Source organism: Kitasatospora sp. NPDC048407, assembly GCF_043200475.1.
In the GTDB taxonomy this organism is placed as follows: domain Bacteria; phylum Actinomycetota; class Actinomycetes; order Streptomycetales; family Streptomycetaceae; genus Kitasatospora.
The window spans coordinates 9,041-21,353 of the sequence record NZ_JBICXW010000023.1 but is presented as its reverse complement, the minus strand read 5'-3'; the positions used below and the strand labels follow the sequence as shown (position 1 = coordinate 21,353).

General features: G+C 71.6%; 12 protein-coding genes and 1 pseudogene. 4 read left to right on the top strand and 9 right to left on the bottom strand.

Annotated features, from left to right (window positions below; translation table 11 throughout):
• Positions 1-19 precede the first annotated feature (19 nt).
• Complete coding sequence (locus tag ACGFWJ_RS30570) at positions 20-556, top strand: DUF3515 domain-containing protein (protein ID WP_392955288.1); 537 nt, start codon at positions 20-22, stop codon at positions 554-556.
• A 3-nt stretch (positions 557-559) separates the two neighbouring features.
• Here ACGFWJ_RS30570 and ACGFWJ_RS30565 read toward each other — a convergent pair whose 3' ends face one another.
• The 3 genes from ACGFWJ_RS30565 to ACGFWJ_RS30555 are packed head-to-tail and all read right to left on the bottom strand — an operon-like array spanning position 560 to position 3,534.
• Entirely contained in the window at positions 560-1,702 is a 1,143-nt protein-coding gene (locus tag ACGFWJ_RS30565; protein ID WP_392955286.1) for a D-alanine--D-alanine ligase family protein, read from the bottom strand.
• A 30-nt stretch (positions 1,703-1,732) separates the two neighbouring features.
• Positions 1,733-2,734, bottom strand: coding sequence for an NAD(P)H-dependent glycerol-3-phosphate dehydrogenase (locus ACGFWJ_RS30560; protein WP_387649215.1), 1,002 nt, complete (start codon positions 2,732-2,734; stop codon positions 1,733-1,735).
• A complete protein-coding gene (locus tag ACGFWJ_RS30555) occupies positions 2,731-3,534 on the bottom strand; it encodes a lysophospholipid acyltransferase family protein (RefSeq protein ID WP_392955284.1) in 804 nt (267 codons plus the stop codon). The genes ACGFWJ_RS30560 and ACGFWJ_RS30555 overlap by 4 nt, the downstream gene beginning before the upstream one ends.
• A gap of 224 nt (positions 3,535-3,758) precedes the next feature.
• Here ACGFWJ_RS30555 and cofC point away from each other — a divergent pair.
• Positions 3,759-4,469: pseudogene (gene cofC / locus ACGFWJ_RS30550) on the top strand (2-phospho-L-lactate guanylyltransferase); the annotation flags it as partial.
• 254 nt (positions 4,470-4,723) lie between these two features.
• Here the strand turns inward: cofC and ACGFWJ_RS30545 are convergent.
• Together ACGFWJ_RS30545 and ACGFWJ_RS30540 are read right to left on the bottom strand one after the other, a co-directional pair.
• Positions 4,724-5,116 carry a hypothetical protein gene (locus ACGFWJ_RS30545; protein WP_392955282.1) on the bottom strand — a complete coding sequence of 131 codons (393 nt, stop codon included), beginning with the start codon at positions 5,114-5,116 and terminating at the stop codon, positions 4,724-4,726.
• A complete protein-coding gene (locus ACGFWJ_RS30540; RefSeq protein WP_380488859.1) occupies positions 5,113-5,358 on the bottom strand; it encodes a hypothetical protein in 246 nt (81 codons plus the stop codon). Before ACGFWJ_RS30540 ends, ACGFWJ_RS30545 begins: the two co-directional genes overlap by 4 nt.
• Before the next feature lie 141 nt (positions 5,359-5,499).
• Between ACGFWJ_RS30540 and ACGFWJ_RS30535 the strand changes: the two genes are divergently transcribed.
• A complete protein-coding gene (locus ACGFWJ_RS30535; protein ID WP_392955280.1) occupies positions 5,500-6,240 on the top strand; it encodes a GntR family transcriptional regulator in 741 nt (246 codons plus the stop codon).
• A 262-nt stretch (positions 6,241-6,502) separates the two neighbouring features.
• Here ACGFWJ_RS30535 and ACGFWJ_RS30530 read toward each other — a convergent pair whose 3' ends face one another.
• The 4 genes from ACGFWJ_RS30530 to leuC all read right to left on the bottom strand — a co-directional run bounded on the left by ACGFWJ_RS30530 (position 6,503) and on the right by leuC (position 9,739).
• On the bottom strand, positions 6,503-7,159 hold the full coding sequence (locus ACGFWJ_RS30530; protein ID WP_387649204.1) for an HU family DNA-binding protein: 657 nt from the start codon (positions 7,157-7,159) through the stop codon (positions 6,503-6,505).
• A 133-nt stretch (positions 7,160-7,292) separates the two neighbouring features.
• Complete coding sequence (locus ACGFWJ_RS30525) at positions 7,293-7,583, bottom strand: hypothetical protein (RefSeq protein WP_380488856.1); 291 nt, start codon at positions 7,581-7,583, stop codon at positions 7,293-7,295.
• A 134-nt stretch (positions 7,584-7,717) separates the two neighbouring features.
• Positions 7,718-8,314 (bottom strand): 3-isopropylmalate dehydratase small subunit, encoded by a 597-nt coding sequence (gene leuD / locus ACGFWJ_RS30520; RefSeq protein WP_392955277.1) that lies wholly within the window; start codon positions 8,312-8,314, stop codon positions 7,718-7,720.
• A gap of 3 nt (positions 8,315-8,317) precedes the next feature.
• The gene (leuC, locus tag ACGFWJ_RS30515; protein ID WP_392955275.1) at positions 8,318-9,739 is read right to left on the bottom strand and encodes a 3-isopropylmalate dehydratase large subunit; all 1,422 of its coding nucleotides are present in this window, start codon (positions 9,737-9,739) and stop codon (positions 8,318-8,320) included.
• Between the two features lie 233 nt (positions 9,740-9,972).
• On the opposite strand from leuC, the gene ACGFWJ_RS30510 reads away from it, so the two are divergent.
• Positions 9,973-10,686, top strand: a complete 714-nt coding sequence (locus ACGFWJ_RS30510; RefSeq protein WP_035866446.1) for an IclR family transcriptional regulator — start codon at positions 9,973-9,975, stop codon at positions 10,684-10,686.
• Positions 10,687-12,313: the final 1,627 nt, after the last annotated feature.

Below are 12,313 nucleotides of genomic sequence, written 5' to 3'. Positions count from 1 at the left end.
GGGCGCTTACCATCGACGGATGCGTTCACGTGAGCTCCTGAACAGCCTCCCCGCACCGGTCCGCTGGCTCGCACCGCCGACCGTCCTCCTGGCCTGCACGGCGTTACTGGCCTTCACCTGGAGCGGCGACCCGGACGTCAAACCGCCGACGCCGGAGGCTCAGGTCGCGCAGTACTGCGAGGCACTGGACGCCAAGCTGCCCGCGGACGTGCTCGGCCACCCGCGCAAGGACCCGTCCCCGGCCTCGCCGTACACCGCCGCCTGGGCGTCCTCGCCGCGCACCGTACTGACCTGCGGCGGGGAGCGGCCGGACTACATGAATTCGGCGCGGAAGGGCCCGTGCATCGACGAGGTCAGCTGGGGCCTGAACGAGGACGGGGACGGCGGCTACTGGTTCGCCACCGGACTGCGCAAGGCGTACGTGGAGGTGCACGTCCCGGCGGGCGCGTACACCAACTACGCGGACCCGCTGAGCTCGTACACCGAAGCCATCCGGTCGACCATCCCGATCATCGACGGGAAGGCCGACTCGGACTGCTTCGGCGACGGCGCCTAGGAACTAGCGCAGGCCGGTGGAGCGGCGCAGCGCGGCGGCCAGCAGGCGGTCGATCAGCTCGGCGTAGGGCACGCCGGTGGCCTCCCACATCTTGGGGTAGGCGGAGATCGGCGTGAAGCCGGGCATGGTGTTGATCTCGTTGACCATCCACCGGCCGTCGTTCAGCAGGAAGAAGTCGACCCGGGCGAGGCCCTCGCAGCCGAGGCCGTCGAACACCTCGACGGCCTGCCGCTGGAGTTCGGTGCGCTCGGCGTCGGTGAGCTTCGCGGGGATCTCGACCTCGGAGGAGTCGATGTACTTGGCCTCGAAGTCGTAGAACTCGAAGTCGGCGTCGACCAGCACCTCGGCGGGCACCGAGGCGCGCGGGCCGTCCTCGAACTCCAGCACGCCGCACTCGATCTCGCGGCCCTCGACGCCCTTCTCGACGATCACCTTGGGGTCGTGGCGGCGGGCCTCGTCGATCGCGGCGTCCAGGTCGGCGAGGTCCTTGACCTTGGTGATGCCGATCGAGGAGCCGGCCCGGCAGGGCTTGACGAACAGCGGCAGGCCGAGCGCGGCGATCCGCTCGCGGGCGGCGGCCCGGCCGGTCTCGGTCTGCCAGTCGCGCGGCTTGACCACCGTGTACTCGCCCGCGTACAGGCCGAGCGACTCGATGATCCGCTTGGTGAACTCCTTGTCCATGCCGACCGAGCTGGCCAGCACGCCGGAGCCGACGTACGGCACCCCGGAGAGCTCCAGCAGGCCCTGCAGGGTGCCGTCCTCGCCCCAGGGGCCGTGCAGCAGCGGCAGCACCACGTCGACCTCGCCGAGCACCTTGGGGGTGGAGCCGGGCTCGCTCCACACCACGTCGCGGTTGCCGGGGGCGAGGGGCAGCGCCACCTGGCCCTCGGTGGACTCGGCGACCTGGTCGACGTCGGGCATCCGGCCGTCAGTGATCGCCATCCGGGCGGGTTCGTCGCCGACCAGGGCCCAGCGGCCCTCGTGGGTGATGCCGATCGGCAGCACCTCGTACTTGCTGCGGTCGATCGAGCGCAGCACGCTGGCGGCGGTGACCACGGACACGCCGTGCTCGGAGCTCCGGCCGCCGAAGACGATCGCGACGCGCGGCTTGGCCGACTGGTTCGGGGAGGTCTGTTCGATGCTCATATCGGCGTTGAGACTACCGTCCGATTCCGGTCACCGGCGCTCCGGCTTGGCCGAACGGGCCATCAAGCCCTTCAGCACTTCCTGGGTCGGCCGGCCGTTGTGCACCACGTCGACCACGGCTTCGACGATCGGCATCTCCACGCCGTTGCGCCGGGCCAGGTCGAGCACCGACTCGCAGGACTTCACGCCCTCCGCGGTCTGGCTGGTCGCCGCGATGGTCTCGGCGACCGTCATGCCGCGGCCCAGGTTGGTGCCGAAGGTGTTGTTCCGGGACAGCGGCGAGGAGCAGGTCGCCACCAGGTCGCCCATGCCGGCCAGGCCCGCGAAGGTGTGCGCGTCGGCGCCCAGCCGCAGGCCCAGGCGGGTGGTCTCGGCCAGGCCGCGGGTGATCAGGGTGGCCTTGGTGTTGTCGCCCAGGCCCATGCCGTTGGCCATGCCGACCGCCAGGCCGATCACGTTCTTCACCGCGCCGCCGAGCTCGCAGCCCACCACGTCGGTGTTGGTGTACGGGCGGAAGTACGGGGTGTGGCAGGCCTTCTGGAACCGCTTGGCGACCTCCTCGTCGGTGCAGGCGACCACGGTGGCGGCGGGCTGCCGGTTGGCGATCTCGCCGGCCAGGTTGGGGCCGGACACCACCACGACGCGCTCCGGGCCGACCTGCGCGACCTCCTCGATCACCTCGCTCATCCGCTTCGCGGTGCCGAGTTCGATGCCCTTCATCAGGCTGACCAGCACGGTGTCCGGGGCCAGCATCGGTGCCCAGTGCGCGAGGTTGTCGCGCAGCGTCTGGGACGGCACCGAGAGCACCGCGAAGTCCGCGCCGGTCAGTGCGGCGGCGGCGTCGGTGGTCGCCCGGATCGTGTCCGGGAGCGTCAGGCCGGGCAGGTAGTCCCGGTTGACGTGCTCCTTGTTGATGGCGTCGGCCAGTTCCTGGCGGCGGCCCCACAGGGTCACCTCGCAGCCGGCGTCGGCCAGGATCATCGCGAAGGCGGTGCCCCAGGAGCCCGTCCCCATCACGGCGCAGCGGGTCATCGGTCACCCTCCTTGGCGGCGCGCTCGCGCTTGGCCTCGGCGGCCGTGGCGCGGTCCTTGGCGGCCTTGCGCATGTCGTAGCGCTCGGCAGGAGCCTGCTCGCCGCGGATCCCCTCCAGCACGGCGGTGATCGCCGCCATGATGTCGTCGGTGGCGTCGCGCAGCACCTGGGCGGTGATCTCCTGGCCCTGGTACTTGCTCAGGTCGACCGCCGGGCCGGCCGCGACCGTCACCTTGTGCCGCGGGAACAGGTGGTACTTGCCCTTTCCGCCCTTGCCGTACGGCGGGATGATCTCCTGCGCGCCCCAGTGCGCGACCGGGATCACCGGCGCGCCCGTCATCAGCGCGACCCGGGCGGCGCCGCTCTTGCCCGTCATCGGCCACATGTCGGGGTCGCGGGTGAGCGTGCCCTCCGGGTAGAACTGCACGCACTGGCCGTTCTTGACCGCGGCGATCGCGGCCCGGAACGCGTCGGCGGCGTCGGTGGAGTCCCGGAACACCGGGATCTGGCCGGTCTTGCGCAGCATGAATCCGATGAACGGCACCTGGAACAGTGAGGACTTGCCGAGTATCCGGGGCGGGCGGCCCGAGTTGTACTGCCAGTGCCCGTAGAACACCGGGTCGATCACCGAGTTGTGGTTCACGACGGCGATGAAGCCGCCCTTCTCGGGCAGGTGCTCCCAGCCCCGCCAGTCCGTCTTCGCCAGGGCGTTTGTCACCGGCTTCACGAGCGCCGCCGCCAGGCGGTACCAAATCCCGTAGTCGGCGTTTCCGAACCTGGCGTTAGAGCGGCGGGCCACCCCAGCTCCTCCTCATTCGCGCGGCGAGCCGCCCGAGCGGTGCCGCTGATCTCTCTCCCTCGCCGGGGGCCGGGCACGGCTCCGAGGCGCCGACCAGTCTCACCCGCGAGGGAAGTCCGTGTCGAGCAGCCACCGCCGCCACCGGCCCACAGGCGCCCCGCCGACGGCCCGGACGACCCGGAACCGCTGGCCAGGCCGCCCCGGCCGACGTCACAATGACGCCGATGACAGAGGACACCGTACGCCCAGGCACCGTCCGCCCGTCCGTCCCGGGCAGCGGATCCGGGCGGCGACCGGACGGCACCGGCTGGACGCTGATCGTCCCCGTCAAGCCGCTCGCCGAGGCGAAGAGCCGCCTCGCGGCGCTCGGGGAACTGCGGCCCCGGCTCGCCCTCGCCTTCGCCTTGGACACCGTCGCCGCGGCGCTCGCCTGCCCGGTGGTCGAACGGGTGTTGGTGGTCGGACGGGATCCGCGCGCCGCGAGTGCGCTGCGTGCGCTGGGGGCGACCGTCCTCGACGACGAACCCGGCGACGGGCTCAACCCGGCGCTCTCGCACGGCAGTAGCGCCGCACACCGGCTACACCCCGGCTCCCCCGTCGCCACGCTCTCCGCGGACCTGCCGGCGCTGCGGCCCGCCGAACTCGCCCGCGTCCTCGCCGCCGTACCCGCGCAGCGCCGGGCCTTCCTCGCGGACGCCCCCGGCACCGGGACGGTGCTGCTCGCCGGACCGCCCGGCACCCCGCTCCGCCCGGCCTTCGGGCCCGGCTCCCGGGAACGCCACGCGGCCGGCGGGGCGACCGAACTCCACCTCCCCGGCGTACCGTCCGTCCGGCGCGACGTCGACACCCCCGAGGACCTGGCCGTCGCCCACCGGCTGGGCCTCGGCCCGGCCACCGGTGCCCTGCTCCGAAGCTCTATGCTGCTTCCCATGCAGGCCACCGCGTTCACCTTCGACCCCACGACCCGCTCCGGCTCGGTCCTGCTCGACGACGGCACGCCCCTCCCCTTCGACGCGCCTGCCTTCGACGCCGGTGGCCTCCGGCTCCTCCGCCCGGGCCAGCGCCTGCGGATCCGCACCACCGGCGAGGGCGCCGACCGCCGCGTCACCTTCCTCACCCTCCCCACCTTCCCGGACCCCGAGTCGGCCTGACTCGTCGCCCAACGACCGCCCCGGCAACCGGACTTCGGTCAGGCGCTGCGCGGGAGGGGGCTCCCCGGGTCCGGGTACGCGGGCGCGTCGTGCAGGCAGAGCGCCACAACGGCCGGGGTGTTGAGCAACTCCAGCCGCTTCGGGGCGAGTTGCAGCGGGCCGGTGGTGGTGGGGAGCACCCGGATCGCCCGGTTGTGGCCGAGCAGGACGAAGCTCAGCAGCAGATGGCCGTCACGGGCCAGGAATCCCTCGGTGCGCTGCGCGGCGCCCGGGCCGAAGAAGTAGCGGTAGGCCTCGTACTGCGTCCAACCGAGCGGGAGCGTCCGCAGAGTGCCCCAGAGCGAGGCGAGCGCGTCGGCGAGCGAGGCGAACGAGGCCGATTCGGTGATGCCTTCGATACTGACGGCGTATCCGGACTGCGGGCCCTTCACGGCGGCTCCTGTGGCGGGTCGAGTTCGGCCCAGATGGTGTGGGACCGGGCGGTGTGGCGATGTCCGTAGCGGTCGGCCTCGGCGAGCACGTCGAGGAGCACCAAATGGGCCTCGGCGTCCGGGTTTCCGGGGAGGGTGGCCTCCACCCGGTAACCGCCGCCGGGGAGGCGTCGGATACGGGCTTCGGCTCCGGTGGCGGCGGTGAGCCTGGATGCAAGGTCGAACACCCTGGTGGTTCGCACGCCACGCCTCTCCCCCGCAGTCGGCCGATCACGCAAAGTGAATCTAAGCCATTAGATTCCTCCTGATGCATTAGATTGTCAAGCTGAATCACCCGTCCTGTCGCGATCCGGCAGGTCTCGCCTTCCGCCGGGAGATGCCAGATGCCGTCACAGGACCCTCCGTACCTCCGCATCGCTGACCATCTGCGCCGCCGGGTCGCGGACGGGGAGTGGGCGATCGGTGAGCGGCTGCCGTCCCGTGCGCAGCTCGCGCTCAGCTACGGCGTCGGGGCCAACGTGCTCCAGCGAGCGCAGGAAGTCCTCATCGCGGAAGGCCTGTTGGAGGGCCGGGCGGGTTCCGGGACGTATCTGCGCGAGCCGGTGGAGCGACTGCCGGTGCGACGCGCCCGCACGGTCGCCGCGTTCCCGATGTCCGCTGTGCCGGACGGGAGTTGGGAGTCCCACAGCGAGGCCCGGGTGGAGGCGCCGCCGGCGGTGGCCCGCCGACTGGGCATCGAGCCGGGCGAGTTGACCGTCCACACCCGCTACGAGTTCACGCTGGAGCACAAGCCGGTCCAACTCGCCGAATCCTGGGAGCCGATGGCGATCACCGGCGGAACTCCCGTACTGCTACCGGAGTTGGGCCCGCTGGCCGGACACGGCGTGGTGGAGCGGATGGCCTCGATCGGCGTGCGGGTGGTGCGCGCGGAGGAACGGCCGCGTCCCGGGCGGGCGACGGCGGAGCAGGCGAATCTGCTGGGGATCAGCACCGGAGATCCGGTGCTGCTGATCGAGCGCACGTATCTGGACGACTCCGACCGGCCGGTGGAGACCGCTGATCTGGTGATTCCGGATTCCCGCTGGGAGATCATCTACGACCTCGCGGTGGAACAGCCGAAGTAATTCCGCGCGGCCTGCGGTATTTCCCGGCCCGCCGCGGCCCTTTGCCCGCCCGGGCCGAAGACTTGCTCGCCCGGGCCCGAGGACGCCTGCTCGCCCGGGTGTCCCGACAGCCCGTCCCGACAGCCCGTCCGGGCGCCCCAACGGCCCGTCCGGGGGCGCGAAAAGGCCGCGACGGCCCCGGGTCCCGGGTTTCCCCTGGCGTGGGGCCGTCACGGCCTGACCGCCCCGGCGCCGGCTGTTCCGGCACCAGGCTCGGTGCGACTTACTTGGCGGTGGACTTGCGCGCCGTGGTCTTGCGCGCGGTGGTCTTCTTCGCCGGAGCGGTCTTCTTGGCGGCGGCGGCCTTCTTGGTGGCGGCCGCGGTGGTCTTCTTCGCCGCGGTGGTCTTGGCGGAGGTGGCCTTGGCGGTGGTCTTCGCCGCGGTGGTCTTCGTGGTGGTGGCCTTCTTGACCGCCGTGGCCTTCTTGGCCGCGGTGGTGGCGGTCTTCTTGGCGGCGGTCTTCTTGGTCGCCGGGGCGGCGGCAGCGGCGGCCCGCTTGGTCGCGGCGCGCTTGGCGGCCGGGGTGGCGGCCACACCGGACTTGCCCGGGGTCAGCGAGCCCTTGGGGGCCTTCTTGACGGACGGGCCCTCCTTCGGCAGCTTCTTGCTGCCGGAGACCAGGTCCTTGAAGCCCTGACCGGGGCGGAACCGCGGAACGGCGGTCTTCTTGACCTTGACCCGCTCGCCGGTCTGCGGGTTGCGGGCGAAGCGCGCCGAGCGCTCCACCTTCTCGAAGGTGCCGAAGCCGGTGACCGACACCCGGTCACCCGCCACGACGGCACGCACCATGGTGTCGAGCACTGCGTCGACGGCCTCTGCGGCAGCCTTGCGACCGCCCAGCTGCTCGGCCACCGCTTCGACAAGCTGAGCCTTGTTCACGTCTTCCCCTTCGGAAACGGGCGCCGGATGATTCCATCCGTTCTTTTCGCACGTTAGGTATGTATCTGCGGACTTTCAATTACCAAACGCGTGAATCACCCTAGTGTCGCAACATATTTGCGCATGGAGGAGCTCACCGGGGCGGCATCCGCCCCTCGTCGAGGTCCTGCACAAAGCGACTCAACCGCCGTGCCGCCTCCGGGAGATCACGCTTGGCGGTCTCCGTGACGATCAGCAGTTGTCGGGTGAGAGCGGTCTTTGCGTCCGTCGACACGTTCAGCGCGTGAACGCGGGCGTGGGCTTGCTTCAACCGCTCGGCCACCAGTGCGTGGAGCAGGGTGACTTCCGAGTCGGCATCACCGTCCCGACCCTCCGCAGACGCGGGTTCGCCACCCGGGTACGGCGGTTCGGGGTTGTGGTGCATGCAACGATTGTGCCATCTGTACGCAGTTGCGCAGAACCAGGGTCTATTCACGGGTGACGAACTCCCCTGCGAACAACGAAGACCCGCCCCGGAGGGGGGCGGGTCTTGTTGTCCGAGCGTCAGAAAGCGGTGACTCAGGCAGCCGGGAGAGTACGCGGCTTGAACGACGGCCGCTTCGCTTCGAACGCGGCCACATCTGCCTCGTTCTGCAGCGTGATGCTGATGTCGTCCAGGCCGTTCAGCAGACGCCAACGAACGTTGTCGTCGAGCTCGAACGAGGCCGTCACACCGGCCGCGCGAACCTCGCGGGCCTCCAGGTCGACGGTGATCTCCGCGGTCGGGTCGGCCTCGGTCAACTCCCAGAGCCGGTCCACGGTCTCCTGCGGCAGCACCACCGTCAGCAGGCCGTTCTTCAGCGAGTTGCCGCGGAAGATGTCGGCGAACCGGGAGGAGATGACGGCCTGGAAACCGTAGTTCTGCAGCGCCCAGACGGCGTGCTCGCGGGACGAGCCGGTGCCGAACTCGGGGCCGGCCACCAGGACCGTCGCGCCCTGCCGCTCAGGGAGGTTGAGCACGAACGCGTCGTCCTTGCGCCACGCCTCGAACAGGCCGTCCTCGAAACCGGAACGGGTGACCTTCTTCAGCCAATGGGCCGGGATGATCTGGTCGGTGTCCACGTTCGAGCGGCGCAGCGGGACGGCGCGGCCGGTGTGGGTGGTGAACTTCTCCATGGCTCAGGCCTCCACGGCGACATTGTGCGGCAGGTCGGAAGGGGCTGCCAGGCGGCCCAGCAGCGCGGTGGCGGCGGCAACCTGGGGCGACACCAGGTGGGTACGGCCGCCCTTGCCCTGCCGGCCCTCGAAGTTGCGGTTCGAGGTGGACGCGCAACGCTCGCCCGGGGCCAGCTGGTCGGGGTTCATGCCCAGGCACATCGAGCAGCCGGCGTGCCGCCACTCGGCACCCGCGGCGGTGAACACCTTGTCCAGGCCCTCCTCGACCGCCTGCAGGGCGACCCGGACCGAGCCCGGAACGACCAGCATCCTTACGCCGTCGGCGATTTGACGACCTTCCAGCACCGCGGCGGCGGCCCGCAGGTCCTCGATCCGGCCGTTGGTGCAGGAGCCGACGAACACCGCGTCGACCTTGACCTCGCGCAGCGGGGTACCGGCCTCCAGGCCCATGTACTTCAGGGCGTTCTCGGCGGCGATCCGCTCCTGCGGGTCCTCGAAGTCGGCCGGGTTCGGCACGTTGGCACCCAGCGGCGCGCCCTGGCCCGGGTTGGTGCCCCAGGTGACGAACGGGGTCAACTCGGCGGCGTCGATGAACACCTCGGCGTCGAACACCGCGTCCTCGTCGGTGGCCAGGGTCTCCCAGTAGGCGACCGCGGCATCCCAGTCCGCGCCCTGCGGGGCGTGCGGACGGTCCTGCAGATAGTCGAAGGTGGTGCGGTCCGGGGCGATCATGCCGGCCCGGGCGCCCGCCTCGATGGACATGTTGCAGACGGTCATCCGGGCCTCCATGGAGAGGCTGCGGATCGCCGAACCGCGGTACTCCAGGACGTAGCCCTGGCCGCCGCCGGTACCGATCTTGGCGATCACGGCCAGGATCAGGTCCTTCGCGGTGACGCCCTCGGGCAGTTCACCCTCGACGGTGATCGCCATCGTCCGGAACGGCGCCAGCGGCAGCGTCTGGGTGGCCAGCACGTGCTCGACCTGGCTGGTGCCGATGCCGAACGCCAGTGCGCCGAAAGCACCGTGGGTCGAGGTGTGGGAGTCGCCGCACACCACGGTCATGCCCGGCTGGGTCAGACCCAGCTGCGGGCCGACCACGTGCACCACGCCCTGCTCGACGTCGCCCAGCGAGTGGATGCGCACGCCGAACTCCTCGGCGTTCTTGCGCAGCGTCTCCAACTGCACCCGGGAGACCGGGTCGGCGATCGGCTTGTCGATGTCCAGGGTCGGGGTGTTGTGGTCCTCGGTGGCGATCGTCAGATCGGTACGGCGAACCGGGCGACCGGCCAGCCGGAGGCCGTCGAACGCCTGCGGGCTGGTCACCTCGTGCAGCAGGTGCAGATCGATGTAGAGCAGGTCGGGCTCGCCTTCGGCGCGCCGGACGACGTGGTCGTCCCAGACCTTCTCTGCGAGTGTCCGTCCCATCGGATTCCCTCCAGCCGGCCGCTCTGCCGGCCTTCTCGTGATCGTCGAGGTCTTGTCCCGTGCCGCCCTGTGAGGCTCGCTCGGCATCGTGACCTGCACGCCGGACCGTCCAGCATGCGGACACCGTGGTGCGGCTCCGCGCTGGGTGTTCTCCCTGGCTGCTGACTCCAGAGTGGCGCTTTTCTCGGAAGATTGAACTTGCGTCTCGCTGATTGAGACTGCAGTATCGAGACATGGACAACACTAGCGGCGTCGGCGTTCTCGACAAGGCCGCTCTGGTGCTGAGCGCACTGGAGTCGGGCCCCGCCACGTTGGCGGGGCTGGTCGCCGCCACCGGCCTGGCACGCCCCACGGCCCACCGACTCGCCGTCGCACTCGAACACCACCGCCTGGTCACCAGGGACATGCAGGGCCGATTCATCCTCGGCCCCCGGCTCGCCGAACTCTCCGCAGCCGCAGGCGAAGACCGGCTCCTCGCCGCGGCCGGCCCGGTGCTCACACACCTGCGCGACGTGACGGGTGAGAGCGCCCAGCTCTACCGCCGCCAGGGCGAGATGCGCATCTGCGTGGCCGCCGCCGAGCGCCTCTCCGGCCTCCGCGACACCGTGCCCGTCGGCTCCACCCTCCCGATGAAGGCCGGCTCCGCCGCCCAGGTCCTGCTCGCCTGGGAAGAGCCCGAGCGCCTCCACCGCGGCCTCCAGGGCGCCCGGTTCACCGCCACCGCACTCAGCGGCGTCCGCCGCCGCGGCTGGGCCCAGTCCATCGGCGAACGCGAGCCCGGCGTCGCCTCCGTCTCCGCCCCCGTCCGCGGCCCCTCCAACCGCGTCGTCGCCGCCGTCTCGGTCTCCGGCCCCATCGAACGACTCACCCGCCACCCCGGCCGCCTCCACGCCCAGGCCATCATCGAAGCCGCCAACCGCCTCACCGAGGCCCTCCGCCGCAGCTGACACCCCCCACCGCCCGTGCCCCCGCCCACCCGGCGGGGGCACACGCGTTTCCACGGCCCGGGAACACCGGGACACACAGAGCAACTGCCCTCAGCGGGACAGCGGGGCACCCGAGTTGGCGAACCCCCACAGGCCACGAGTGGCGGGCGGACCGCCGGTACAGCGGCGGCACAGGGCGACGCATCGGACCGGTGGGACCCCGAGCCGACGAAGCACGGCGGATGCCAGGACGTTCGAACCGCCAGAACCAGGCCGGTGAGCTGCGGCCGGGGCCTCTGCGGGGCGGTGGCGCATGCGAGTTGGCGGAGCACGGCCCGCAGGCCGGGGGCGCGCCGAGCTGGATGGTGCGCGAGCAACGGGCTGGCCGCCGGGCGCCAGGGCGCTGAAGACAGCCCGGCCGGCGAGCAGCAGCGCCTCTATGGAGCGGTGGCGCATGCGAGTTGGCGGAGCACGGCCCGCAGGCCGGACCGGGCCGACAACCTGCACAGCCGACGCAGGCCGGTGGCGCGCCCAGTTGGATGGTGCGCGAGCAACGGGCTGACCGGCGTAGCACGGTGGGCGCCAGAGTGCTGGCAACAAGAACCGAGGGCCGGATGAGCTGCGGCAGCGTCTCTGAGCGGCAGCGGTGCACGTGAGCCGGCGAAACGCCGAGGGTGGCGGGCCGGCAGCCGGTAGCCGTGGCGTCCGCTGCGGAGGCGCGGTGCGCCTGGCTGGCGGGTGCACGAGTGGGCGGCTAGACCGGGCCGGTGAGCTGCGGAAGCGCCCCTGTGGGACGGTCGTGCACGTGAGTCGGCGGAACGCCGAGGGCGCCGGGCCGGGCAACACCGGCCAGTAGCGGCAGCAGCCGCTGCGGAGCCGCGGTGCACCTGGCTGGCGGGTGCACGAGTGGGCGGCTAGACCGGGCCGGTGAGCTGCGGAAGCGCCCCTGTGGGACGGTCGTGCACGTGAGTCGGCGGAACGCCGAGGGCGCCGGGCCGGGCAACACCGGCCAGTTGTGGCAGCAGCCGCTGCGGAGCCGCGGTGCGCCTGGCTGGCGGGTGCACGAGTGGGCGGCTAGACCGGGCCGGTGAGCTGCGGAAGCGCCCCTGTGGGACGGTCGTGCACGTGAGTCGGCGGAACGCCGAGGGCGCCGGGCCGGGCAACACCGGCCAGTATCGGCAGCAGCCGCTGCGGAGCCGCGGTGCACCTGGCTGGCGGGTGCACGAGTGGGCGGCTAGATGTTCTGTCCTGTGAGGTTGGGGACGCGGCTGGCGGGTGGTTTGCCTGCGAGTGCGGCGTGTCCGCAATGGCGATCCGGGCCGGTGAGCCGCGGAAGCGCCCCTGTGGAACGGTGGTGCACGTGAGTCGGCGGAACGCCGAGGGTGCCGGGCCAGGCAACACCGGCCGGTAGCGGCAGCGTCCGCCATGGGACCGTGGGGTGCACCTGAGCTGGCGGAACGCCGAGGGCGCCGGGCCGGACGACACCGGCCAGTTGTGGCAGCAGCCCCTGCGGAGCCGTGGTGCACCTGAGCTGGCGGAACGCCGAGGGCGCCGGGCCAGGCAACACCGGCCGGTAGCGGCAGCGTCCGCCATGGGACCGTGGGGTGCACCTGAGCTGGCGGAACGCCGAGGGCGCCGGGCCGGACGT